Source organism: Chryseobacterium sp. SIMBA_029 (assembly GCF_046535275.1).
GTDB lineage: Bacteria > Bacteroidota > Bacteroidia > Flavobacteriales > Weeksellaceae > Chryseobacterium.
In genome coordinates this window covers 1-26,883 of record NZ_JAWRXA010000019.1, presented here as the reverse complement: position 1 = coordinate 26,883, position 26,883 = coordinate 1, and the positions used below count along the sequence as shown (strand labels likewise).

Annotated in this window: 21 protein-coding genes and 1 tRNA gene; 11 read left to right on the top strand and 11 right to left on the bottom strand. The window is 36.5% G+C overall.

The genetic code is table 11. The features are described 5' to 3' along the window. Positions 1 to 183: 183 nt before the first annotated feature. The 5 genes from SB679_RS22790 to SB679_RS22770 all read left to right on the top strand — a co-directional run bounded on the left by SB679_RS22790 (position 184) and on the right by SB679_RS22770 (position 5,099). Positions 184 to 546 carry a hypothetical protein gene (locus SB679_RS22790; RefSeq protein WP_410704588.1) on the top strand — a complete coding sequence of 121 codons (363 nt, stop codon included), beginning with the start codon at positions 184 to 186 and terminating at the stop codon, positions 544 to 546. Between the two features lie 98 nt (positions 547 to 644). Further along, the gene (locus tag SB679_RS22785) at positions 645 to 2,141 is read left to right on the top strand and encodes a sodium:solute symporter (protein WP_410704587.1); all 1,497 of its coding nucleotides are present in this window, start codon (positions 645 to 647) and stop codon (positions 2,139 to 2,141) included. Positions 2,142 to 2,287: 146 nt separating this feature from the next. Continuing rightward, entirely contained in the window at positions 2,288 to 3,142 is an 855-nt protein-coding gene (locus SB679_RS22780; protein ID WP_394331242.1) for a transketolase, read from the top strand. A gap of 47 nt (positions 3,143 to 3,189) precedes the next feature. Continuing rightward, positions 3,190 to 4,137 carry a transketolase family protein gene (locus tag SB679_RS22775; RefSeq protein ID WP_410704586.1) on the top strand — a complete coding sequence of 316 codons (948 nt, stop codon included), beginning with the start codon at positions 3,190 to 3,192 and terminating at the stop codon, positions 4,135 to 4,137. A 113-nt stretch (positions 4,138 to 4,250) separates the two neighbouring features. Further along, positions 4,251 to 5,099 (top strand): GLPGLI family protein, encoded by an 849-nt coding sequence (locus SB679_RS22770; protein WP_410704585.1) that lies wholly within the window; start codon positions 4,251 to 4,253, stop codon positions 5,097 to 5,099. Positions 5,100 to 5,159: 60 nt separating this feature from the next. Here SB679_RS22770 and SB679_RS22765 read toward each other — a convergent pair whose 3' ends face one another. The 4 genes from SB679_RS22765 to SB679_RS22750 all read right to left on the bottom strand — a co-directional run bounded on the left by SB679_RS22765 (position 5,160) and on the right by SB679_RS22750 (position 13,347). Next, positions 5,160 to 7,358, bottom strand: coding sequence for a prolyl oligopeptidase family serine peptidase (locus SB679_RS22765; RefSeq protein WP_410704584.1), 2,199 nt, complete (start codon positions 7,356 to 7,358; stop codon positions 5,160 to 5,162). Positions 7,359 to 7,505: 147 nt separating this feature from the next. Beyond that, a complete protein-coding gene (locus SB679_RS22760) occupies positions 7,506 to 7,883 on the bottom strand; it encodes a hypothetical protein (protein ID WP_410704583.1) in 378 nt (125 codons plus the stop codon). Positions 7,884 to 7,951: 68 nt separating this feature from the next. After that, the gene (locus SB679_RS22755; protein WP_034710477.1) at positions 7,952 to 8,422 is read right to left on the bottom strand and encodes an Lrp/AsnC family transcriptional regulator; all 471 of its coding nucleotides are present in this window, start codon (positions 8,420 to 8,422) and stop codon (positions 7,952 to 7,954) included. A gap of 134 nt (positions 8,423 to 8,556) precedes the next feature. Continuing rightward, complete coding sequence (locus SB679_RS22750) at positions 8,557 to 13,347, bottom strand: translocation/assembly module TamB (protein WP_410704582.1); 4,791 nt, start codon at positions 13,345 to 13,347, stop codon at positions 8,557 to 8,559. Positions 13,348 to 13,351: 4 nt separating this feature from the next. Between SB679_RS22750 and tsaD the strand changes: the two genes are divergently transcribed. Genes tsaD through SB679_RS22735 form a run of 3 tightly spaced genes read left to right on the top strand, consistent with a single transcriptional unit; the run spans position 13,352 to position 15,512 of the window. Next, positions 13,352 to 14,368 carry a tRNA (adenosine(37)-N6)-threonylcarbamoyltransferase complex transferase subunit TsaD gene (tsaD, locus tag SB679_RS22745; protein WP_410704581.1) on the top strand — a complete coding sequence of 339 codons (1,017 nt, stop codon included), beginning with the start codon at positions 13,352 to 13,354 and terminating at the stop codon, positions 14,366 to 14,368. After that, entirely contained in the window at positions 14,365 to 14,775 is a 411-nt protein-coding gene (locus SB679_RS22740) for a hypothetical protein (protein ID WP_410704580.1), read from the top strand. The genes tsaD and SB679_RS22740 overlap by 4 nt, the downstream gene beginning before the upstream one ends. A gap of 41 nt (positions 14,776 to 14,816) precedes the next feature. Next, positions 14,817 to 15,512: an RsmE family RNA methyltransferase gene (locus tag SB679_RS22735; protein WP_410704579.1), complete on the top strand. Its 696-nt coding sequence runs from the start codon at positions 14,817 to 14,819 to the stop codon at positions 15,510 to 15,512. Positions 15,513 to 15,676: 164 nt separating this feature from the next. Here the strand turns inward: SB679_RS22735 and SB679_RS22730 are convergent, their stop codons facing one another. From SB679_RS22730 to SB679_RS22720, 3 genes are read right to left on the bottom strand one after another with little or no spacing between them, the layout of a single operon-like run. Further along, positions 15,677 to 16,516, bottom strand: coding sequence for a hypothetical protein (locus SB679_RS22730; protein ID WP_410704578.1), 840 nt, complete (start codon positions 16,514 to 16,516; stop codon positions 15,677 to 15,679). Further along, positions 16,516 to 16,947, bottom strand: a complete 432-nt coding sequence (locus SB679_RS22725) for a hypothetical protein (protein ID WP_410704577.1) — start codon at positions 16,945 to 16,947, stop codon at positions 16,516 to 16,518. The genes SB679_RS22730 and SB679_RS22725 overlap by 1 nt, the downstream gene beginning before the upstream one ends. A gap of 20 nt (positions 16,948 to 16,967) precedes the next feature. Then, entirely contained in the window at positions 16,968 to 17,621 is a 654-nt protein-coding gene (locus SB679_RS22720) for a TrmH family RNA methyltransferase (RefSeq protein ID WP_410704576.1), read from the bottom strand. 80 nt (positions 17,622 to 17,701) lie between these two features. Between SB679_RS22720 and SB679_RS22715 the strand changes: the two genes are divergently transcribed. The 3 genes from SB679_RS22715 (at position 17,702) to SB679_RS22705 (ending at position 19,903) form a co-directional block, all read left to right on the top strand. After that, positions 17,702 to 18,718, top strand: a complete 1,017-nt coding sequence (locus SB679_RS22715; protein ID WP_410704575.1) for an asparaginase — start codon at positions 17,702 to 17,704, stop codon at positions 18,716 to 18,718. Positions 18,719 to 18,772: 54 nt separating this feature from the next. Beyond that, positions 18,773 to 18,859 (top strand) — tRNA-Ser (locus SB679_RS22710). A gap of 240 nt (positions 18,860 to 19,099) precedes the next feature. Then, positions 19,100 to 19,903 (top strand): hypothetical protein, encoded by an 804-nt coding sequence (locus tag SB679_RS22705; protein WP_410704574.1) that lies wholly within the window; start codon positions 19,100 to 19,102, stop codon positions 19,901 to 19,903. Between the two features lie 116 nt (positions 19,904 to 20,019). Here the strand turns inward: SB679_RS22705 and SB679_RS22700 are convergent, their stop codons facing one another. The 4 genes from SB679_RS22700 to SB679_RS22685 form a co-directional block, all read right to left on the bottom strand. Further along, entirely contained in the window at positions 20,020 to 20,718 is a 699-nt protein-coding gene (locus tag SB679_RS22700) for a hypothetical protein (RefSeq protein WP_410704573.1), read from the bottom strand. Positions 20,719 to 21,013: 295 nt separating this feature from the next. Continuing rightward, positions 21,014 to 22,546, bottom strand: coding sequence for a M20/M25/M40 family metallo-hydrolase (locus SB679_RS22695; RefSeq protein WP_410704572.1), 1,533 nt, complete (start codon positions 22,544 to 22,546; stop codon positions 21,014 to 21,016). A gap of 661 nt (positions 22,547 to 23,207) precedes the next feature. Next, complete coding sequence (locus SB679_RS22690) at positions 23,208 to 23,597, bottom strand: hypothetical protein (RefSeq protein WP_410704571.1); 390 nt, start codon at positions 23,595 to 23,597, stop codon at positions 23,208 to 23,210. 10 nt (positions 23,598 to 23,607) lie between these two features. After that, the coding region (locus SB679_RS22685; RefSeq protein WP_410704570.1) for an RHS repeat domain-containing protein at positions 23,608 to 26,883 on the bottom strand (3,276 nt) is incomplete at its 5' end.

Sequence of the window (26,883 nt, the reverse complement as noted above, 5' to 3'; positions counted from 1 at the left end):
GCAAAAACAAATTTGCTCTGGTTTAATTATTTATTTTTGTCCTTTAATCTGTATCGGAGTTTCAGGACTAGTCATAATTTATTTAATCTGCAGTATAATTTCTGAATTGCTCTTTTTAATAACTGGTACAGTTTTGGATTCGTATGATAACAAATAATTTATTCAAAATTAAAACCAAAAACGATGAAAAAGACCAGCAATATTTTCAAAAAAAATCCTGAAAAACATGATTTCCCTGCCGCTAAAGATTATTTGGAGCTTTTATACGACGAATCAAAAACGGTAGCTCTTATCAAAGAACTCACTGAGGCCAAAACCATTTATAAAAAATGTAAAGACATTTTCCGTGCAAGTGAGCTTCCACTCCTACCTCCTGAAAATAAATATGTACGGGAAGATCTTCAAAAAATAAAGAAAGGGATAAAACTTTCACCTATTTTACTGGTTCGCGGAACTCACAAACTCATCATTGCCGACGGCTATCACAGAATATGTGCAAGTTATTCTCTGAACGAAGATCTGGAAATCCCCTGCAGGCTCATTTAATTTTCGGGATCGTTTATCCTGAAAATAAATTGCTTTTTTAAACTTCAAAAGAATTTCTTTAAAAAAACTATATTTGTGAAATTTAAAAATTCATAAATATGTCGCCGTATCTATTACTGGTTATCATTATCGCCTATTTTGCACTGCTGCTCTGGGTAGCCTATAGAACAGGAAAAGGAAGCGACAATGAGAGTTTCTTCATTGGAAACCGTAAAAGTAATTGGATGCTGGTCGCATTCGGAATGATCGGAACCTCACTTTCCGGAGTGACGTTCGTAAGTGTTCCGGGAGCAGTAGGAAAAGACAGCTTTGCGTATTTACAAATTACGTTAGGATATCTTATTGGATATATTGTCGTTGCGTATGTTCTGCTTCCTCTCTATTACCGGTTAAAATTAACCTCTATTTACGGATATCTCCAGCAGAGAATGGGACAGCTCTCTTATAAATCAGGAGCATGGATCTTCATTGTTTCAAGATTGGTGGGCGCTACGGCGAGATTGTACCTGGTTGTTAATATTCTTCAGGTGACGATACTCGACAGTTTGGGTGTTCCTTTTATTTTAACCACTCTGATTATCCTTGGAATGATTATTCTTTACACCTATGAAGGAGGAGTGAAAACCATTGTCTGGACCGATACTTTACAGACATCCTGTATGCTTTTAGGGCTTATTATCTGTACAGTTTATATGCTTAATCATTTAGATCTGAGTGTAGGACAGAGTTTAACGGCGATGAATTCTAAAGGCTACACCAAAATATTTGAATTCGACTTTAATTCTCCCGGATTTTTCATCAAACAAATTCTTGCAGGAGCCTTTATTACCATTACCATGACGGGAATTGATCAGGAAATGATGCAGAAAAGCCTTTCTGTAACCAAGTTGAAAGATTCTCAGAAAAATATGGTAACGCTTGGCTTTATTTTATTGGGAGTAATCTCCTTATTCCTCTATATGGGAGGACTTTTATATCTTTTCGGAGAAAGCGAAGGTGCTCATTTTACACAGGCTATTGTTGACGGAGTTCCTAAAAAAGAATTTTTACTGCACGGAAAAGATATTTTCGGGGATAAAATTTTCCCTGAAGTGGCATTGAATCATATGCCGCCATTTATCTCCATTATATTTATTATCGCTTTAATTTCAGCATTATTCCCAAGTGCGGATGGTGCCATGACGGCCCTTACCTCTTCATTATGCATTGATATTGTGGGGATGAAAGACAAACCATGGGATACCAAGAAGAAGGAAAGATTCAGAAAAAATGTACACTTATTGGTGGCAGTATCTTTCCTGGTTATGGTGATTATTTTTAAAGTGATTAATGATAATTCCATGATCGGCTTAATTCTTAAACTTGCCGGATTTACGTATGGACCACTTTTAGGACTTTTTGCCTTTGGAATTTTCACTAAATATAAAGTTCAAGATAAGCTTGTTCCGTATGTTTGTATTGCGGCTCCTATTATTTCTTATTTCATCGATAAATACCAGGTTTCTATCTTTGGAGATTTCAAGATTGGGCTGGAATTACTGATCATCAATGGTATGTTGACATTCTTTGGATTGTGGCTGATCAGAAAAAAATAGAATTTCAAAAATTGTTATATACTCTGCTTAAGGCTGTTAAAACGGCCTGTTTATCTAAATAATTTAAAATCCGGGCCTAAAACCCGGATTTTTACATTTCCATAAGCCGGTAAAAAATTGTAAATTCGCGTGTAAATAAATCAGATATAATGAGTAAAAGTATCGAAGAGTTAAAATCTCTTACTACACAAATCAGAAGAGACATTTTAAGAATGGTTCATGATGTGAATTCAGGGCACCCGGGCGGAAGTTTAGGTTGTACAGAATTTTTCACAGCACTTTATGGAAAGGTAATGAACTATAGCCTTCCTTTCACAATGGAAGGGAAAAATCAAGATCATTTTTATCTTTCAAACGGACATATTTCACCGGTATTCTATTCTACTTTAGCGAGATTCGGCTTTTTCCCGGTTGAAGAACTGAAAACGTTCAGAAAATTAAATTCAAGATTGCAAGGTCACCCGACTACTCACGAGGGTCTTCCAGGAATACGTATTGCTTCCGGATCTCTTGGTCAGGGACTTTCTGTAGCTTTAGGTGTTGCTCAGGGTAAAAAATTAGACGGAGACAGCTCTTTGGTGTATACTTTACATGGAGACGGAGAATTGCAGGAAGGCCAAAATTGGGAAGCTTTGATGTATGCTTCTGCTAAAAAAGTGGATAACATCATTTCTACCATCGATTATAACGGACAACAAATTGACGGAAGTACAGACAACGTACTTTCATTAGGAAATCTTCATGCTAAACTGGAGGCTTTCGGATGGACTGTTCTGGAAGAGAAAAACGGTAATGATCTTGAATCAGTAATTGCCATCCTTGAGAGAGCAAAAACAGAAACGGGAAAAGGAAAACCAGTGGTAATTCTTCTTCATACGGAAATGGGTTCTGGTGTTGATTATATGATGGGATCTCATGCATGGCATGGTAAAGCTCCTAATGATGAGCAGCTGGCAACAGCATTCAAACAATTGTATCTGGAAGCTCCTGCAGATTATTAATCATCGGCAGTACAAAAAAGGATTAGCAATAAACAATTAGTAAAAAAATGAAATATACATATACAGAAAAAAAAGATACACGTTCAGGATTTGGAGCCGGATTGGCAGAACTTGCTGACAAAAACCCTAATGTGGTAGCACTTTGTGCAGACCTTATCGGTTCTTTAAAAATGGAGAAATTCATTGAAAAAGCTCCTGAAAGATTCTTTCAGATAGGAATTGCAGAAGCCAATATGATAGGAATTGCTGCAGGATTAAGCATTACGGGAAAAATTCCTTTCACAGGAACTTTCGCGAACTTCTCTACTTCAAGAGTATATGACCAGATCCGTCAGTCTATCGCGTATTCCGGAAAGAACGTAAAAATATGTGCATCTCACGCAGGTCTTACTTTAGGAGAAGATGGAGCGACTCACCAGGTATTGGAAGATATCGGGATGATGAAAATGCTTCCTGGAATGACTGTGATTAACACTTGTGATTATAATCAAACTAAAGCGGCAACTTTAGCTATTGCTGACTTCGAAGGACCGGTTTACTTAAGATTTGGAAGACCTGTAGTTCCGGTTTTCATTCCGGAAGATATGCCTTTCGAAATCGGAAAAGGAATTCTTTTACAAGAAGGTACCGATGTAACGATTGTTGCAACAGGTCACTTAGTTTGGGAATCTCTTGTAGCTGCAGACGAGCTTGAAAAAGAAGGTATTTCTTGTGAGGTAATCAATATCCATACAATTAAACCTTTAGACGAAGAAATCATCTTAAAATCAGTTGAAAAAACTGGAAAGATCGTTACCGCTGAAGAGCACAACTATCTTGGTGGTTTAGGTGAATCTGTTGCTGGAATGTTAGCAAGAAAAAGACCTACAAGACAGGAGTTTGTTGCTGTAAATGATACTTTCGGAGAGTCTGCTACCCCTGCTGAATTAATGAAAAAATATAAAATTGACTCTGCAGCAGTGAAAGAAGCAGTGAAGAGAATTTTAGAGAAATAGTTTTTCTCAGATACATAAAAAAGCATCCAAAATTTGGATGCTTTTTTTGTTACATTCAACAAAAATAAGAAACAGATGATATAATTATTTATATTTTTGGGAAAACAAGATGTATGAAAAAAACGATTGCATTATTATTACTGTTGTACGCATGCTTATTGTATTCTCAGAATAACCGATTTGTATATGAAATACATTCTAAAAGAGATTCTACTTCTCGTGAGATTACAAAAGAAAATTACAATTTAGACATTACTCAGGAAGGTATATCTTATTATAACAGGTTGTATTACATCAATGATTCTTTATATGCTAAAACTAAAGCATTTGGTTTTGAAAAATTTAGATTAACATCATTTTTATCTAAAAATACTAAAAACACTTTTTATGAGAATTACGAATATATTGGAGATGTTAATTTTTATAAAATAGAGGAGCCTGCCAATTTCAATTGGAAAACCACAGATAGTACAAAAATTATAAACGAATTAAAGGTACAGAAAGCAGAAGCTAATTTCGGTGGCAGAAAATGGATCGCCTGGTTTGCCGGAGAAATTCCCTTATCGTATGGTCCGTACAAGTTTAATGGCTTACCGGGACTCATTATACAGATTTATGATACAAAAAAAGAATATCTTTTTACATTAATAAAAAGTGAAAAAATCCCTCAAAATTATCAAAGTTATACGCTACAAAACTATAAGACTAATGCCATAAAAACAAACTATAAAAAATTGAACAATCTAAAATTAGAGCTTTATCAAAGTCCTTTTAAATATGTTCTTAATGGCACTGCAATGAGTCTTGCGCTTGAAAGAGGTAAAAAACTCCAATTAGATGACGGTACAATTTTAACTAAAGAACAGCTAAAACCGGCAGAGAAAAATGAAAGACTAAAATTAAAATCATTCAATAATCCAATAGAATTAGATAAGGCTGTTATATACCCGAATAAAGATTAGCGCAACAGAACCAATCTTTACCTGGCAATATTTTTAGATCCAAAAAATTATATGTTTTCGTTATTTTCCAGAAGGCTCTTTTGGCTGATACCCAGGAAGACCTACCTGCCAGGCTGCAAAAGCAAAAATTTCTCCCACGTTGCCATAAGCCTTTAAAAGATCAACTCCGCCTCCGTGGCCGCCTCCATAATCTACTTTGAAAAGGATCGGATGGCTGGAAGTATCACTGTTCATTATTTTTGCTGCAAATTTCGCAGGCATCCATGAAATCACACGACCATCATTGATTCCGGCTGTAATTAAAAGGGCAGGATATTTTTCTCCTTTTTTAATATGATGAAAAGCATCCATTTCCAGTAAGGCCTTAAATTCATCAGGTTTGGTAACGGTGCCGAATTCAGGGACATTTCCAGGGCCATTAGGCGTGATTTCATTTCTTATGGCATTGGTTGCTCCCACATCAACGATCGCGGCTTTAAACAGGTCAGGTCTTTCCGTAATGGCTCGTCCTACTGTAATCCCACCTGCACTTGCTCCCCAGATTGCTATTTTTTCCTTTGAAGTATATCCTTCTTTGATTAAATACTCGGTACAGTCAATCAAATCTCTCCAGGTATTGGGCTTTGTCTGCTTATATCCTGCTTTATGCCATTGCTCGCCTTTTTCACCTCCTCCTCTTACATGCGCAACCGCAAAAATTCCTCCTTTTTTAGCCCACATCATATAGCTTCTTGCAAAGAAAGGAGAATAAGGTTTTCCATAACTGCCGTATGACTCTATCAGAACGGGTGTATTTTTGTTTCGTTTAAGGTTTTTATCATAGATTAAGGTCAATGGAACCTCTACCCCATCTCTTGCCTTAAAGCTTGTTTCTTCAACAACGGCTCCTTCAAACTCAGGATAATCGATTAACGGAACCAGGTTTTCTTCTTTAAAAGTATTTGTTTTTATATCGTATCTGAATCTTCTTGGTTCATTAGCCCAACCGGAACAAGTGATCCAAACCTCTGAATAGTCTTTTCCTTTTGTCTGAATCGACACACTTCCTGAAACAAAAGGTAATGGGATAGGAATATCTTTTCCATTGCTGTACAGGTAAAACCTTGCATCCACTCCATTTTTTGTTGTGGCGTAGTACACTCCGTCTTTTGTCAGCTCAAAGCTCCGGATTACTTCATCTTTCTTTTCAGGAACTAAAATTTCAGGGTTTCTGAAATCAGGCTTTTCAAGATTGGTTACACAAAGTTTAAAATTAGGTGCGTTATATCCCGACATAAAGTATACCTGTTTTCCCGCAGGTTGCTTATCATATACTTTGTCTGCTTTATAGTAGAGTGGTTTCCAGCTTTTAATTCCTTTTTCAAAATCTTTTCTGTTGATGATAAAGGTATCGGTATAATCATCCACATCGCCCAAATTTCCAATAAAATAAGGATCGCCCTGATTAAACTGCACAATTCCGGGAAATCTGCTTTCATCAATATTCAATTCAGGATTATGAATTCTGGAAAAAACATTGTTACGGTTTTTCGGGTCCTGGCCCAGCCGGTAAAAAGTGACCTCTGTATTCTTTGTGTATTCCGGTGAATCCGTATCAATCACAGGAAAATAGGTATAGAAAAAGCTATTGTTATCTTCCAGCCACTTTACCTGTCCCACACTGGTAGGTTCAAGGTTGGTAATAACCTGCGGATGGATGTATTTTGTGGAGACATCCAGGATAATGACTTCAGAGGCTTCCTTCCCATTTTCAGAAAGGGAAATGGCAATCTTGCTGCCGTCCCAGCTTGGACTTAGAAAATTAATGCTGAAATGATGTTCCTGTTTTGATGCAGGATCAAATGTAGAAACAAAAGTAGCAGGATCATATAAAAGTTCTTCTTTGCCTTCGAAGCCTTTTCTGTAATATAATTTCTGACCTTTTTCGTCTGCTGCTTTTTTCAAATAAAAATAAAGATCACCGCCTGTTATTTTTAAGTCATAGGTAGAATATCCGCTTCTTTTATCAAACTTTAACCGTTCGTCTACAAAATATTTCTTATAAGGAAGCTGTCCAAGTACGGAATCTGCATAATCGGCCTGCACCTTCATCCAATGTATGGTAGCAGGATCTTTTAAGTCTTCAAGATTTCTGTATTCATCAACTACCTGAGTTCCAAAATAACTATCTGTAACGGGTTTAGACGGCGCCGGAACTGTTTTCTGGGCATATAAAGAAACTACAGGAAAAAGGGCAATGAAGGGTATGAAAATTTTCATAGTACAGGAAATTATAATCTTCCACTTAAGGTTTGGTTATCTCTGTATCGTCATTACCATACGGCAGCAGCACATTCTTTCTTTTGGCAGCTACCTCCCTTAGTCGTTGATTTTTTATTAAAAATGATTTATGCTAAAAACTTTTTATTATTTAAAGAACTTCCACTTTGGAATAATCGCCAGCATCCCAAATCCTGTGAAAAGGAAAAGATTGGTAACGTCGGTATATAAAAATGTAGATAAATAATAATTATGCATAAAGAAATGCAGGACTAACAGAACAGGAAACATAAAGATCCCCACTTTTCTGTAAAAAAACATTAATATGAGACTGATCATCATTAATGCATCGATTGAAAAAATCACATAAAAATACCATTTTGGAATGTTAAGGAATTCATGCTGTAAATATTCATCGCCATCAATTCCCAATCCCATGATCGTAAACAACATCAAAGCGGCAAATGCTAAAATAAAGCCCCATCCTTTCTTCGGATTTTCGTCAAAATAACTGTATTCTTCCATAGGTACAAAAATAAAGAACTTATGAGAGATTTCATAAGTTCTTTTATAATTATTCGTTTAAAATTTGATTAGATAGAAATAGCGTTGATTAACCTATTTTTATCACTTAAGAATTCTTCCATAGAGATCATACTCTCAGTTCTCATTACGTCCTGAATGTCGTCTATTTGATAGATAATTCTTTTTGCATCTTCAGTATTCTTAGCTCTTACTTTACAGAAAATATTGTATTTTCCGGAAATAACGCTCGCTTCGATTACATTTGGAATACTTGTTAATTCTTTTAAAACCTCCTGCGTACGGTTTGATTTTGTTAAAAGAATTCCAATAAATGCTGTAAAGTGATAGTCTAACTTACCATAATCGATATTAAGGGATGATCCCAAAATAATACCTGCATCCTCCATTTTTTTCACTCTTACGTGAATTGTTCCTGCAGAAACATCCATTTGTTTTGCAATTTCAGTAAAAGGCATTCTTGTGTTTTCTACTAAGAAATCAAGAATTTTCTTGTCTATTTCGTCCAGTTGATAGTTCATATTAGTTAAATTACAATTTCTTTAAAAAATCCATGTATTTTTTGCAAATTTATAAAAAATAATTTAAGTAAAAAAATTATCTTAAACATTAACAATAATTAACACATATGATAAAGATCATTAAAATATTCTAATTATTTACCTATGGATTTTGTAGAATCCGTTTTTATTTCTGTTTTAGGTACAGGCTCTTTTTTATCTTTTCTCCTCTTTTTGAATAAAGAATTGAAGCTTTTACTCCACACAACACCCCCACCATACGCCTGATTAGCAGATCCATTTGTACTTACCATACCAATATTGGTAGGTTTGGAATATCCTCTTAAAAGCAAACTTCCGTCATTCTTTTTAGAAACATCATATTCAATAGATCCCTCTCCAGAGAGATAATTAGCCTGTGTACCCTCTGTTTTGTTTAAAGGAATTCCCAAACCGGTCTTAATATTGATCCTCGGCGAAACCGCAACACTTACTCCGGCATTAGCTCGATCCCCGGTATTGGAATACTGGTCTCCTTTTACATAATTCAAGTCGATCTGAAATTCATTACTCATGGTATTCAGTACAGAACCCAGTTGTTTCAGCAACATATTATATCCGGAAGACTCAGCAACACCAGCTACATCAAAATCTACGCCACCCGTGTTGGAAACATTAAAAGTATTTAATAATAATATAGAACCGAACTGAAGAACCTTCTCTCCTTCCTGGCTCATTTTTGCCGCTAACGTCTCTTTTACCTGGCTGGATACATCCAATGCCGTAACGTTAAGGTCTACTTTAGGATTGATAAGAGACTGGGTAATATTGGCCTGCAACAGAACACTTATCGGCTGTAATTTCCCCATACTCAGGTATTCCCCTGCATTGGAAACCATTCTCACATAATTTGCTGTAATATCCAGTGCCGGCTTCATCGCATCCCCATCCCAACGGATACTGCTGTTTTTCTCTATCTGGAAGGTTTTGTTAAGGATAGCCTTAGAAACAAAGGTCCCGTTATCAACTTTATAGGTACCATTCATCGCAATATTTCCTTGTCTGCTCATCTGGAACCTTAGATTATTGGCAATTCCCTTCACGGTAATATTTCCTACATCATCACCGACAAGCACATTTACAGTAGTTCCTTTATCTACATCAAGATTGAAATCAATATGCATATTGGCCCCTGACTTTTTCTTTTCCTCCAGCGTAATTAATCCGTCTTTCCCTTCTTTCAGGAACCTCAGCATTTTAAATTCTTCCACATTGGAGGTAGAGCTCGAATTGAAAGTAAATGTACTTCCGCTCAGTGCCTTCATATTCGGGGTAGACAGACTCAGTCCGGAAACCGGTCCGGAGACATACAGATCACCCTGCCCATACACCCTTCCCCAGAAAAGATCGTAATCTTTCTGTGAGGTATTCAGCATTAACAGATTATCGGTTCTCATTACGAGTTCAACACCCATGGAAGAAAGTGTTTCAAAACGAATCAAACCGGAAACTGTTCCTTTAGAGTTTGATCTTCCGTCATGTACTTCAATATCATTGAGGATGGCAAGACCTTTTGAAAGTGGAATTACCGTATCATCAAATGAATAATCTACTCCAGTAAACAGAAGTTTTAATCCAAAACCTTTTAAAGCAATATCTCCACTGTAGTCCAGATTACTAAGCTTACCATTGATTTTAAGATCACCGGTTGCTTTCCCTCTTAAGTTCCCAAAAACAGACTGAACAAACTGTTGTGCAAAAGAGATATCAAAATCACGCATTTCAGCGGTCAGATCAATCGTTGGAGAACTTGTGTTATTGTTTACCGTACCTGTTAAATTCAAATTATTATTTCCCAGTACTCCGGCAGAAGTCACTTTTACATCTACATCATATACATTGAGTGAAAATCCGTTGGTAGCAGAGATAGTAAGATCACCCATATCATTTCCGTTCATCATGATATCATCCACTGTAAGATCTACGAGTGGCTGAAGGGTGCTTTTATCCATTTTGATCTTTACTGTTCCGTTGGCCAGCCCCTTGATACCCATGGCATTTCCTCCGGACTGCATTTCAAGAAGTTTTTCAACGGCAAAATCAGTAATATCGGCATCTACATAAAAATCTTTGGCAGACTTGAACTGAGCTTCTTTGATAAAGAGCGCACTAGAATCGGAATAAATTCTCAAATTCCTGATGTCAAAATCACTGGTATTTTTTCTGTAGGTAATGGAATGATTAAGCGTGGGACTGGTATCTATTGCCCAGGTAACATTATTAAATTTAACCACGGTAGGTTCAAATTTAAATACATAATCTCCAGCTGCATTGGTCGACTGGTCGACATTGATTGCATATTCTTTAAGATTTTCATTTTGCTCATCATCAGCATTACCATGTTTAAAAGTAGTGGCCAGATGTAAAGCAGTCCCGTTTTCGTTGGTTCCTTTTAAGATGAAATCTTTAATAATATTTTTATTGTACTCCAGTCTGCTAATCCTCGCATATACCTGTTCATCAAGGTTGGCGGTATTAATCCTTACCTTAACACTGTCGATCATAGCACTGTCTCTGCTGATGGTATTTCTGTCATTAATTTTATAATCAGGATTAGATGCTGCCAGCGCTTTATCTGCATCAGTAATCTCTTCCTGTTTTGTCATGACATACTTCAGGGATGCAGCATCAAGATTCAGGATCAGGTTATTGGTATTTCCATCGTATGCCCCATCAACTACAGCTCCTTCCGGAAGCTTCAGATCCGGCAGAAAATAGTTAACCAATCCTTGCTGCACATCAAAATTCATAGTAAAATTCTGACCTCTGTATAATTTTCTTGGCGGCGGTCCTACCAGTATTTTTCCTACTCCATTTTCAACCATTCCCATCAGGTCTGCAAGATTGTACCTTCCGGAAATTTTACCGTTTGCAGCTCCCGGTGCATCTACATCGATAACACGGCCTCCTGATTCGATAAAGGTTTTAACTTTTGCATTAGGAATGATGTATTTTTGAGTGGCTGTTGCAAAATTCAAATTATTGGCTTCTACATCAAGGGTAAGGTCGTTAATAGAAGTCATGGACATTTTCCCGTTAACTGTCCCGTTCACGATTTGATTTCCGGGTTTGCCGGTAAAATAATTCATGTTGAGATAGGTCACATCGGCATTTACATCCATTGCCACTCTTGGTGTACTGAAATCAATCAATCCTTTTATAGAAGCTTTCGCCTGGTCATCATTAATCGTAATGAGCCCATTATATTTTTTATGATCCAGTAATCCATCCAAATATACATTACTGATATTTTTATCCATGATCTCAATACTTGAAATCTGAGATTTTGTACTCAGTTTCATCGTATTGACGTCGAAGCTTTGTCCGTTGATATCGAATTTACCGGAAATAAGACCTACTGATTTATTTTTAGTAATTACCGAAGTATTCAGATCTTTTACTTCAAGATATCCTGAATATTTTGGCATTGGAGTACTGTAAGCAGTTAGGGAAAGCTTTGTAATTTTAGCCTGTCCAATTCCCGTCATTAAATTTCCACTCGGAACATATACTTCCTCAGGGGTTACTCTGGCAGCGCCGTTATATTTTAATTTCCCAAAATCATCCGCAAAATTCTTCATCTTTTTAGAAATAAATGAAGGCATCATTGCTTTTAAATCTTTATAGGTGAAATCTGTTGACAGATCTTTAGTTTCAATAAAAAAATGTCCTTTCAGAAGATTATTGACGGTCATTGTTTTGGTGGCAATATTCACATCAGGATTGCTGATCAGAAAATTCTCCAGATGGAACTTATTCAGTGGGCCCGTCATCTTTCCTGCCAGGTTAAATGGCTTAAAGTTGTCCCAATTGGTCACAAAATAACTGATATCATACCCACTAAGCTGGCTTCCCTGCTGGATATCCATATCCCAACGAACCCGGTCTGCAAAACCTGCCCAGGATCCTTTATTCAGTTTGAATTTAACATTTCCCTGCAGTAGAGAATGGTCTGTATTTAAGGTAAGGTCTTTTAATGAAAGAAAATCCTGAGTTAGGGACAGCTCTGTAGAAAAAGTATCTACAAAGTGAGATTTCCCCCATCGGGAAGTTACAAAAGACATATTATTGACCAATGCAAAAACGTTGGGTCCATTTACTTTAACTTTCGGAGCTTTCAGATTGAATTTTGTTGCCGTCAGCCATTTCCCTGGTTCCCCGGGAGAATTTTGATTGATAATGGAAACTTTAGAATCGATGATTTGTACCCGCGAATTAAGCTGGAAGGGTGGTTTGCTGGGATCTCTCTTTTTCCCACTATCGAATAATTCTGTAAAACGTACAAAATTGGAAATGCTGTCGCCTTTATAAGTAATAACCTTCACATCGGCATTTACCAGAATAAGAGAATTAAAACTTAACGCATTACTGTTTCCGGAAATAGCATTGGCCGCAAGCGACATCCAGTCTGAATTGGCACGAAACTCTCTTGCTTTAATGAACTCCAGGCCTTTATAATCTTTTATTTTTAATCCTTTTATGGTAACGTCTCCAAAATAATCTACTTCTACGCTTTCGGTAGACATTCCGGCTTTAAAATCTCTATTGACAAGTTGGAGCGCCTGATCGGCAGCCCATTGTTTGGTCACGGGAAGGTTTACGATGATGATAATCAGTGCTGCAAGGCCTAAAACAAACCAAAAAAGAATCAAAAGAAGCCTTGCCCACCAAGTATAGCTGGTGACATCTTTTACGGCCTGTTTGCCAAACTCTTCAGCTGTTTCTACGGGATGATGAATAGCATCCGACGCTAGTTCAGACGCTTCTTTAACTGTTTCCTTTACTTTTCCTTCAACATTTTCAACAGTCTTCTGTACCTGATCTCCTAAGTTTTCAGCTACCGATTTTTTGTTCTCATTCTCGTTATTATTCTCTAACTTTGCCATTATTATGAGCGACTCTATAATTTTAGGTATTGAATCGTCTTGCGACGATACATCAGCAGCTATCATCAAGGGAAATTCTATTCTATCGAATATTGCTGCGAATCAAGCCATTCATAAAGAATATGGCGGTGTGGTTCCCGAACTGGCATCACGCGCACATCAGCAAAACATCATTCCCGTTGTTGAAAAATCTCTAACTATAGCAAATATACAACAAAATGCTATCTCTGCTATAGGATTTACACGCGGACCCGGACTTTTAGGTTCACTTCTTGTAGGAACTTCATTTGCTAAGTCTTTGGCAATGAGTCTTGATGTCCCACTGATAGAAGTTAACCATCTCCAGGCCCACATTTTAGCACATTTCATTGACGATGCAAATCCTATGCCGCCTGCTTTTCCTTTTTTATGCCTTACGGTAAGCGGCGGGCATACCATGATTGTCCTTGTAAAGGACTATTTTGATATGGAAATTATTGGAAAAACTACGGATGATGCCGCCGGAGAAGCTTTTGATAAAATTGGAAAAATATTCGATCTCGATTATCCCGCAGGTCCTATTATCGACAGGCTTGCGAAAGAAGGAAATTCTGATGCTTTTACGTTTAATAAACCCAGATTGGAAGAGTACAACTACTCTTTCAGCGGAATCAAAACTTCGGTTTTATATTTCATTCAAAAGGAAGTCAAAAAAAATCCTGATTTCATCAAAGAAAACCTGAATGATCTGTGTGCTTCTGTACAAAGGACTATTATTGAAATCCTTATGGCCAAGCTTGAAAAAGCAGCAAAAGATTTAGGGGTAAAAGAAGTCGCCATTGCAGGAGGAGTTTCTGCTAATTCTGCATTAAGACAGGCCATGCAGGACAACCATGAAAAATTAGGATGGAATATTTACATTCCAAAATTTGAATATACTACTGATAACGCTGCGATGATCGCAATGGTAGCGCAATTAAAATTTCAGAGAGGAGAGTTTACCGATTTGAGAACTACCGCCACTTCAAAATACGATTTATGAAAATATTACTGGAAGAAAAAATACTTGGAACGCAATCTAAAAAGAATTCAAAATATTATTGGGTTTTAGAAACGGTTATAGGAAAAAATGCAGTGACAGAAAAATCTGAAGACGAAGATTATTTAATGATAAGTTCAGAAATTGGATATGTTCAAAATATAAAGGAAGAGATTGTAGAGAAAATCAATTCAGAAAATGTATTTAGCTTTACTTACGAGCCCAAAGAAGGAGATTATTTATCCATTAAAAATAATTTAAGAAAAAACGAATATTTGAATTTAATTTTTATGAATAATAAGTGGATTGAAGAAATTTACGCATGTTCATATAGAGATTGTGAAGGTGATATTTATACTACGATAAAAACCGGTATGGCATTTTTAAGCGAGAATGAAATTAGCTTTTAATAATCACAAATAAAATTCAGGCAGCTTCTAAATATCAAGATATGAAACTTTTTTTTGGCGAAATCAATAACGGAGAAGTAATAATTAATGACGAAGAACAACAGCACATTGTAAAGGTTCTCCGGATGAAAAATGGAGAGGAAATTCATGTAACAGACGGAAAGGGAAACCTTGCTTCCGGTACATTGCTGATCGGCGGTAAGAAAGCAGAAATAGAGGTTTCGGAAATTAAAACGGCACTGCCGGATTTTGATCCGAAGCTGCATATCGCTATTGCCCCGACAAAAAACATCGACCGTATTGAATTTTTCGTGGAAAAAGCTGTTGAAATGGGGATTTCTGAAATCACTATTTTACAAACTGAAAAAACAGAACGTAAAAATATTAATATTGAGAAGATTAGAAAACAGGCTGTTGCCGCTTCTAAACAAAGTTTGCGGTTTCATCTCCCTGTCATTCATGATACGATAAAACTTGCTGATTTCTTAAAGAATATTGATTCTAAACATACTTTCGTGGCCCATTGTCATGAAAATCTGGAAAGAACAGAACTTAAAGATATTCCTTCATTGGAACAGATTACTTTTTTAATTGGTCCTGAAGGAGATTTTTCTGAAAAAGAGATTCAATTTCTATCCGACAGTAACGTAAAAGCTGTTTCACTGGGAAACCAGAGGTTGAGGACGGAAACCGCAGGCGTATTTGTTGCTGCGTGGAATTATTTTAAGATGATGTGATTAAATATTGAAATTTAGGGGAAATCATGATATTGTATTCTGTAAATAATCTCCATTTCTCTTACCAAAAATGACATCTTTAATACCATTAAAGCATTTAAAGTAATTTCATCCTCATAAAGCCTGTTTATTAGAGTACAAAATATATCAAAACATCTCCCTGTTTATCCTTCCAATGCTTTACCACTTCGGTTAAAAATATGGTATGGAAAAAAAGCAGCTATGACGAAGAAAATTGTATTTGTAGAATCTGCGAGAACAAATTTTAAATTGTATAAATGAAATATCGCAATAAATATCATAAAAAAAGTAAGCAACTTCCTGTTAAAGGCTCCTAAAAAGCATAGAAACTGAAGTGTAATTCCAAAAATTGTTAATACTACCCAAAAATTTTCGTATGCATAAATTTGCTTCATCCATGAAGGTATTGCCATATCTGCCATCAAATAATTATCGTATGAATTCAGTTTTGCAGCATCCCTGTTTATCCATAACAACTTATCTGCACCCTTAATAACATTTTTGAAAGTCCCCAAAAATTTACCCAACCCAGCAAGACTATATGTCGTCAAAAGCCCAAGATTAAAATATTGCACCAACTTGTAATCTTTTTCATTAAGGTTCTTGGGGAGTAAAAAGATACTCAGGAAAAATCCTAATATTACAAGATGATTATTATGACGAATCCCAAAATTGGCTGATACCGGGAGATTAATGACCGCTATTAATAAAAAAATAAGTATATTGATTAAATAACTCTGCTTAAGGAGAGAAACAATCAGGCATATCCCACAGGCTATTAAAAGACCTACAAACACCTCCGTACTAGGAAGCTCGGAAAACATGATCTTTTCCAACCAGAAAACAGGTTCATAGATTTCTTTTGGACGCCCTGTCAGTAAGGTAAACTGTAAATATTGAGCAATCAACCAATACAAGCCAAATATTCTTATAGCATAATAAGCTATCTTGTAGTTGAATACAGTAAGCTGAGGATATTTCATTAGAGTTTCGTAATAAATTTTTTATTGATGTTCATCTTTTGTTCACCTATTTCCCTTGGCCTGTACTTTTCTTTATATAATAAGTACTCCTGAAATTCAGGTCTTGTATCTTTAATAAAAATAAGAAGTTTTTCAATACTTTCTTTTCTGTCTTCATTTTTTTCAATTTTACTCGCATACATACTTACGATTCCTTCTTCATCATTAGCATCATAACTTTCAACAGTAGTATTTAAAATCCTTATAGTATCACCCCCTTTAACACCGTAAAGCTTATACCTTTCGCCAAAAGTTTCTCCTCCACTCGGTACTGTAAATAGTTTCCAGCTTGCAAAAGGATACATTTCCTTATACCCATTTTCCTGTATAGCAAGTGTTACTAAAGACATAGTAAGGGAAAAAAAGAATAAATGTTTTGTGTATTTTTTCATCAAATTTAAGATGTATTATGTTATGCCAGATATTTTTTTAAAATCTCCTTTCCGCTTTTAATAGAATTCACGGCCCAACGGATTTGCATTGTCAAGCGTTTTTCTTCACTTAATTTGTAATCAATTTCTGATTTAATCAGTTTCTGTTTCAATTCGTACATACAGATCCCCGCAGCTACGGAAACATTGTAACTTCTTGTCAAGCCAAACATCGGAATAGCCAGCGTTTCATCTGCGAAATCTATAACTTCTTCTGATACACCTTCCATCTCGGTTCCAAATACAAGAGCAATAGGTTCTGTAACCTGATAATCGGGAAGCATGATTGCGTTTTTTTCCAATGACACCGCTAGAATTTTATATCCTCTATCTCTGATATTCTGCAGAGAATCTATATTCTTAGACATTTTCTCTACTTCAACCCATGTTTCGGCACCCTTGGTTACGGTAAGGTTAGGATCGAAAACATTTTCTTCCTCCATGGCAACGACTTTATGAAAAGCACATGCTTCCACGGACCTTATAATGGCAGCTGCATTTCTGAACTGGTAAACATCATCCATTACCGGAAGTACGAAATCTGAACTTTCCAGGGAAAAATGTTCTATTTTCGTTACCCTTTCTTCTGTTAAAAACTGCTTTAAATACTCAAAAGTTTGTGCTAAATCTTTCATTCATTTTCAAATCTTTGCAAATTAACGTAATTTTGAGGTATGAACCTGAAACAGGTTCAAATTCTTAATAAAAAGTATACATGAAACGAAAAGTCCTGCTTATCTACACCGGAGGAACCATCGGGATGGAGAAAGATTATGAAACCGGAAGCCTGCGTGCCTTTGATTTTGGAAATATTTTTGAGAAGATGCCCGAGATGAAACTGATGGAATGTGAAGTGTTTGTGCATCCTTTCGCGAAACCACTCGACTCTTCGGATATGGGACCTGAAGAATGGAAAATCATCGCCAATTATATCCTCAAAAATTATGAGACGTATGACGGTTTTCTAATCCTTCACGGGACGGATACGATGTCTTATACTGCTTCAGCGTTAAGTTTTATGCTAAAAGGATTAAGGAAACCAGTGATCTTAACAGGTTCGCAGCTTCCTATCGGAGATTTAAGGACGGATGCTAAAGAAAATCTTCTTACCAGTCTGTATTATGCCAGCCTGTACGAAAATGATGAAGCCATTATCCAGGAAGTAGCCATCTATTTTGAATATAAATTATTAAGAGGAAACAGAACATTAAAGTATTCTGCGGAGTATTTTGATGCCTATTCAAGTCCAAACTACCCTATTCTGGGACAATCCGGCGTGCATTTAAATATCATTAAGGATAATCTTTACCGGTGTGACCCGGATGTAGAATTTCATGTAGATGAACATATTTCTGAAGATATTATTTTCTGGAGGATTTTTCCGGGAATGCACCTGAACCACTTTAAAGAAATCCCTAAAATGAAGGTCCTGATTCTCCAGGTTTTTGGTTCCGGAACTATTTTCAGCAGTGAAAAAGCTCAGGAAGCTCTTCAGGAAATCCGGGATAATGGCACTGAAATCGTAGTGGTAAGCCAGTGTATATCAGGAGGTATCTCATTTGGAAAATACGAAAACAGCAATATATTCTCAAGAATCGGTGCAATCAGCGGAAGGGATATTACCGCAGAAAGTGCTATCACTAAAGCAATGCATTTGATAGACAACCCCAACTACACTGGAACTTTTGCGGATAATTTTGCAAAAAGCCTTTGTGGAGAAATTACCGACTAATTGCATTAATAATTTGCAGGTTCCAGAAAATACTGTATTTTTGCAATCTCAAATAGAGAGGTGTCCGAGTGGTTGAAGGAGCTACCCTGGAAAGGTAGTATACGGGTAACTGTATCGAGGGTTCGAATCCCTTCCTCTCTGCAGATACGAATGTATTACAGCCTGCTGATTTTCAGCAGGCTTTTTCGTTCCTAAAATATTCCTAAATCTCTCCATTAATTTGTCATGTTTTTAAATAGTATTGAAAACATTTATACAATCATTTACTCAATAATGTATCTACATTTCGCTATGACAAATTATCAATTCCATCTATCACGTATCGTTCAGCCGAATCTTATGCTTCTGCAAGTATTAAAGAGCCTACTCAAGAGGTTTTATATGGTTTTTAAGATAGAAAAGGCTGTTGTTGGGATATTGTTATTATGCTTATTGGGAAATTCTGTACAAGCACAGATCAGTCCGCCTGGTTTAGGAGAAGCTAACACGGCTTTCTGGTCGGCATTCGGAGTAAAACGGCAACTTGATTCTTTAGGAAAAAAGCAGTCTTTAAGCTATATTGCTCTGGGACAGAAAAGCAGTCCCGACAATGATAATTTATTTTCTAAACAGGCAATTTTTGTACTTAATCATGAAGTCTATCATTCTTTTGCCCCTCATCAGCAGTACAGCTATGCGATCAGCTACCGCCGTCAATCAGTATATGAAGACGCAGCACCCTATGAAAAAGAAGGTCTGGAACAGGAGATCAGATTGTATGGAAGATATGCCTATACTTTTACTCTCGGAAAAAAGTGGAAACTAAAGAATACCATCCGGCAGGAATTCAGGAAATTTTTTGATCCTGATTTTCATCCTGTGGAAGAAAATTTTCAATTGAGAACCCGTCTTAAAACTCAGCTTACCTATAATCTATCCCCAAAGAATAATCAGAAATTGGCAGTGAGTGCAGAAGGATTGTTTTCCATCAGCTATCTTCATGAGCCGGAGCCACAATGGACCGCTTTTGGTTACAGAGAATTACGTCTTGGTGTTTATTATATGGCTAATATTCCCAATTCTCCTTTTACTGTGGATGTCGGTTATGTAAATGATCTGATCAGAAATAGCCACAGCATTACCAAGGGAGGTGTTCATTATCTGGCGGCAGACCTGATTTGGAACCTGCCCTATAAAAAGAAATAGCGATAATTCTAATTGAATGTAAAAAAATCCTGACCGCTTTGATCAGGATTTTCTGTTTGGAAAACTTGTAACTATTTTCCGACAATATAATTAAAAATGAATGTTTGGTGTATCATTTAATTGCAGATGGTCAGAAACTGATGGCTCATCTGTACTTTGAATTTCGCTTCCGATCTTAACTTTGCGTAAACGGAATGTTCAAAATTCTGAACTTCTTTTAATTTGTGATCGATAAGAGCTGCAATCTGTACCACAGAGAAGATAAAATCCCGGTATACTGCAATATCTACGGTCTGTCCATAGCATGGAAGATAGGCTTTCAAAAATGGAACTACGGCCTGATGCTGTGTGTAATTAATACAGTATCCCGCTCCTTCTCTCGGACTGATTACAGAATCATTATTAATATAGTCCAGGACATTTTCATTTTCTTTCACCATCCCGTTTTTTGAAAAAAATCTATTGACTTTATCCAAAATATGCTGAGCATACTCCATCATCGTGACTGTCTTCCACTCGAATAAATGGTTCATGTTTTTTATATTCCTGGCTTGTTTTCCGTTTCCACAGCTTGTGCAGAAAGAGATGCCCATCCTGTCGTAATAAGGGAAAAAGCAATCCTTGATCTCTATGGAAGCATCCGCCTGAAGTCCATCTTTCGCAAAATTATAATACAGATAAGGACTGTATAATTCTGCAAGTGCTTTCAGATAATCTATTTCGCTGGCATTATGATATTCTTCAAACCATTGTTCAAGGTTATCGTAATAATGGCTTTCAAATTCTCTATAACTTAAGTAAAACGGCAATTCCATAGCTCTGTATTTTGATTGAAGCAAAGCTATTGCTGTAATGCGACAAAACTTGACGTGTTATATTTTAGATTGAAGAATTTAAAGATTAAAAGTTTTGTGTTTTTAACGCAAAGGCGCAAATATTTTATAAGATACTATTTTTAAGGCGCAAGGATTTTATCTCTCATACAATAGATGATGGATAATTTCACTCTATCTTCATAATATCAATCTTATAAGCTTATCCCTATATACTAAAAACCAAACACTAAAAACTAAACACCATCAACTATCAACTATCAATTAAAAACTGCCACTACTTATCATAATTCTTCATAATAAACCCAAAGTAATGGATCATTTTCAGATAATTTTCGATGCTGATGTATTCGTTGGTACTGTGTATGCTTTGCTGTTCGGCACTGTTGATCTTAATAGGCATAAATCGGTAGATATTTTTACTTACAATCTGGTATTTATAAGCATCTGTTCCGGCCATTGTCAGATATGGAGTTACAATAGTCCCGGGATTGATCTGTTTAATCCCTGCTTCTATCATCTGATAGGCTTTGGTATTGGTGGGTGATACTGCAGACGCTTCTCTTGTATTGTCGATTTCTTCTACCTCAACATCAAATCCTTTGGTTGCTTCGGCGATATGTTCTCTGATATCTTTAACGGTATTTCCGGGAAGAAGCCTGAAATTGACTACAAATTCAACTTCCGGAGAAAGAACATTGGTTCCGTCGCTGCCCTTCATCATGGTTAAAGCCGTAGTAGAACGTACCAATGCATTGGTCGTGTTATTTTTGGTCAGCTGAGAAATCAGGAAAGGTTTCAGCAGCCACTGGTTTGAAATAGCAAGCCTGCTGGTGAATGGCATTGCTCCACCGATATTGTTAAAAAAGTCCTTGATCAATGGAGTGATCATAGGTTTCATCTGATGATCTTCCAGGCGCTGCATGATAACCGCTGCTTTTCCTATGGCGCTTTCCATCGGAGGCATTGAAGAATGTCCGCCCAGCCCTTTAACTTTGATCTTCGCAGAGAGGAATCCTTTTTCGGCACAGCCTACTGCTGCAACATCGGAGTTAATTCCTGCTATATTTCCTTTTCGCAAGATGAGTCCGCCTTCATCATATACCGCGTCAAACGTAAGCCCTTTCTTTTTAAAATCTTCTGCAATCATTTTGGCTCCGTTTTTACCTCCTACTTCTTCATCAAATCCAAAAGCCAGATAAATATCACGTTGCGGCATATGCTGATTCCTGATAAGGTCTTTCATTGATTCCATCAGTGAGAACAGCATTCCTTTCATATCGATTACTCCTCTGCCGTAAATCCTTCCGTTGGCAACCGTTCCTGAAAAGGGGGCAAAATCCCAATCTTCCGCCACTTTTGTTACCGGTGGCAGCGGTTTATCGTCCGGTCTGAAAATATTTTCCGTGTTATCTTTAACATCTGCTTCTCCGGGAGGTACTACATCCATATGGGAAAGAAATAAGATCGGTTCAAGGTCTGTTCTTTTCCCTTTTAGCCTGAAAACAAGACCGTATTTATTGATTTCGTAATTTTCGGTATTCTGGTATACCTCGGGATAGGAAGTCTTTAAATATTCTTTAAACTGATCAAAAGGGCTGTAATTAAACTCTCCCAGGCTTCCTGTAGAAACCGTAGAAATCTTGATTCCGTTTGACAGTCTCATGACTGCGGAATCATTTTTCACAGGTTTCCAGGTTTCAGAATTTGCGACCTTATTTTTTTTGAAAGAATAAGTAAAGGTTTTGATCAGCAGAACCGCTCCCAAAATAATAAGAATACCCAGAATGGCTAAAAAGAACTTTTTCATGGCGATAGGATTTTGTGATGATTGTCTGACAAATATAATAAACAAAATATCCATAATCGAGCTAAAAGCCAAGTATTTCCCTGATAATGGGTTAATTTGTTGTGATAATAAATGTAGAAAATATTCTATTTCTCGCAGCAGGTTTTCGTACATTTACTTTACTGAAATGAACTAAATATGAAAAATCCATCGAAAAAACAGATGATCTTACTGTCTATAGGACTCGCTTTAAGCTCCTGTGCTTTTCTCTTTTCTCAACGGATCGGAATATCAGATTCTGTTAAGGGGATTTTATTTGGGGTTCCTATTGGGATAATGCTGTTAGCCCTGATTAAGAATCGGGTTAAACGAAATCATTCTTAGGATATTTTTTTTGAGGGATACTAGAAAGAATCTTTGTTTCAGAAAATAAGAAACCAGGAAATAAATATTTTCCTGGTTTCTTATTAATATGGATTTGCTGGTAATAGACTTAAAGCTTTTTACACACCTCCTAATCCTTTTATTTTCTACCATCAATTTTATCTCTCATTTGTTTCCCATACAAGATCATTTGTGGTATAAAGAATAATAAAACTGATAAAAAGGAGAAGTGAAATCCTTTTAAAAATAAGCCAAAGCAGGATTACCCGCTCTGACTTAAATTTAATGGATTTTAGCTTTAATATTTATCAAAAATAAAACCCAAAATAAAAACAAACGTCCACGCAAAAACCACTATAAAAAAGCTTAAAAAAATTTGTAACCTTTTTTTATTACCCGTATACGCTCCCCAAATAGATTTGTAATATTGATATTTTTTCTCATATCTTTTCATATTATAAAAAAGAAGAATCAGTCCCATTGATGTAAAAATAATTTTTTCGTAAATACTAACCTTTCCTGTAATATCAAAAATAGAAATAATAATCATCCAAAAATCTAATAATAACATGAACTGTGTTACCGTAATAATAAGTATTGCCTGTAACTGCCAACCACTTGTCTTTTTACTAAACCTTTGATTAAAAGTTGCTAAATGATAATACATCATATCAAAAATTTTCAGCATAATAATTATTTTATTGCCCTATTATTGTATTTTCAACTCCAGCTGCGATCCTGTCTGTTATCGTTGTCCCTGTTATAAGTCCTATACTGACATCTGCAATGATATATCCTAATGCAATAGGTGCAAAAGCCCCGGTTGCAAATGTAGTCGCCAAACCAATTGCTACTTTCACTCCGGTTCCTACTCCAATTTTTCCATTATTTTGATAATCTTCAAGTACCGTAAAACCTACACCTACTACTCCTAAAAATTTACCTGAAATTGAAGATACCTTAGCACCTTTTAAGGCACTTGCTTTATCTAATAAACCAGATGAAATCTGAGCTGTAAATTTAAATAGTTTTTCATATTTCGTAGCTTGTAAACTTAAATAATATCCCGCCCAGGCAGAACCTGACTTCATGTTACTTTTGTCTGCACTATTAAAACCTTCTGCAAAATCACCAATAAAACTAGGTTCATAGGTGCTAGATGAAATGTCATTTCTAATTGTTAATGTATGCCCCACTCCTATCTCACCTTCTCCATATATTTGATTATTCATGGTATAGGACTTTTGAGACATATTTCCTGTCCAGTAAGAGACTTTTGAAAAACTTCCATTTCCCGTTCCACCAACAAAACCTCCTCCAAAACTACCAGATCCGCCACCGCCATCAGAAATATATGATATTGCATTGTGTATGGAGCTGTTCCATCCACTGGATCCTATCATTTTAGGACTTCCATCACCATTGAAACCCCATGATGTAGAACCCGCCCCTGAATTCTTCCATATGTAATCCATCTGTGCCTGGGATAATCTCCCATCAGGATCAAACATATTAACAGGATTATTCATCACATAGGCATAAGGACTTGCAGAATGATAGCTTTCCGCCAGCTGATCCATTCCGTTCCATCTTCCCAGATCCGGCATATACTGTCTCCATCCGTAGTCTAAATTCCCATTAGACTGTAATTCTTTACTGTTGTAAAGATATTTAAATTTATTATTACTCGTATCTCCCGTATTGTAGCCTGCATGTTTCAGCCCAAAAGGATAATAATTGTTTTCTTCCAGTGCTATAGCTCCATTATTGGCATTTTTAGTATAAGAAATTCTCACATTACCTAATTGATCTCTATACTGATAGACATATCTGTTATTTACAAAATCATAATATCCTTCCTCATTGGCCAGTACAGAAGAAGCTAAAACACCATTTTGAGTAGTATATTGAAAATTCCCTAAGTAATCCGTTACTTCCGCCTCCTTTATCATCTGTACTTTGCTGCCGTTTGCTGCGTACACATAATTAACAGGACTTATATTCCCCGTATTGTTTACTTTTGACGAAAGATTCAGGAAATTATAGGTAACATTGGTAATTCCTTTATCTAAATGACTGATCATATTTCCATTACCATCATATGTAATGGCTTGCCCTGTTCCTTGTGCCAGCGGATACCCGCTTAATGCATTCCCTTTGCCTGTCTCTTCCATAGATACCAGATGATTGCCATCGTAATTGTACTTTAGATCATCCATTACCTCAGCTACCGTATTCACTATACTTCCTGTACGGGTAAGTTTAGAAATATTACCATTCAGGTCATAATCCGTTATTTCACTGTACTCTTTCGAATACGGATTGGTTTCTGTCTGGAAAAAACCTGCCATTAACCGGTTTACACCGTCATAAACATATCCGTATCTTCTTAATGGCTCATTAGCTCCATAAGCGGTCTTCCAGTCGACCTCTGCAATATCACCGTTATATTTAGGCTTTACTTTCAGATCAGTGTAAGATCCATTGGGAACTTCAGCGCCCTCTACGGCATTATATTTTATTCTGTACGCAAACAGCTTATTTCCTAAAGTGGAAATATCATTAGAATTTATCCCTGTAAGCCATCCCCGGATGTTATAATTAAAGTCTACACTTTGAAGATTATTTCCAACTTTTTTATTGATTACCTGTCCAAGATCATTATACGTATATTCAGTAAGCAGCTCCTCAGGATTGGAGTTGATCTGCTGATAATGTTTAGATAAGGCATTCTGCGGACCGTATATAAACCTGTCTTTTACAGTAACCTCTGTATTGGCCGTCTTCTTGGAGTGATACGTATAAGATTCTAATGTTTTACCAGAAAAATCTAAGATCGATTCTGTGCTTGTAAATCCACCAAGATGATTTTTATTATAAGCTCCAATTGCTCTTCCTTGTGTGTCATACCAGATAAAAGCGGAAGACCATCCATCATTTTCCACATTCTTAGTGTAGCTTGCGGTAAGGAGTCCTTTAGTATTTCTTACCGATGTCAGTCCATTCGACGTAAATGCTGTAGGAGCAGAGGATAATGTAGCCTGGTTTTGGATCTGTGCAGGTTGTGATGGCGCAGCCACAGGATATTCATCATAATAATTGACATTTAATATGGTACTACTTCCAGTTGGGAAAGCATTCTTTGTATAATAAACATCAATTCCGTTTTGCGTAAAGGGTGATGCGCTTGTACTTTCATTATTTAAAGCATTGGCAGACATATTATTTAATGCTGTCTGCATTGCTGTTCTTGTCGCTGTGTTGGCAAAAAAACCGGTATAAACAATCCTACCCAGCTTGTCGTATTTAGTGAAAATCCAACCCTGCTTTGTGAAATTGTTGTTTGTGCTTCTTAGATTCGCATCCTGCACAAGTACAGCTCTACCTTGCTTATCGTACACAATATAAACCCAACCCTTCCCTGGTAGTTTTTTTTCTGCAACCCTGTTATATTGATCATATTTATATTGATAACAAAGCTGATCAAGTAAAGCTGGAGTTAAGGTTGATCCCGATGCCTTGGGTGGCATAATCGCCGCCAAATTTCCGAACTCATCATAGATGTAATAAGTATCGAGGTTTTCTATACTCCCATTAGGCTTTTTATTGATTTGCCTTAACAGTATATTTTGTTTGTTCCCGTTCGTATAAGTTTGGGTTTCATTACCATCTTCGTCTTTTGTGACCCATTTAAACAAGGTATTGGCATTATAATATCCATTTGTTGTATAGCTGTCATTTTGAGATAAAGCAATAGAGACATCATTGATTTGTGCCGAAGCATTCCATACAGTAGTGGCTTTAAGCCTTTTTACTACGTTCCCATCATTTGAAAAGTATTCCATCTTCCGGGTATGGCCTCCGTTTTTCTGCCAGTCGGCTCCAGGGGAAGCCTGCTGTTCCACTCTTGCGAGTGGAGAATTCTCATATACCACTTCAGAATAGGCGTTCGATACGCCGTAATAGGCATTGAC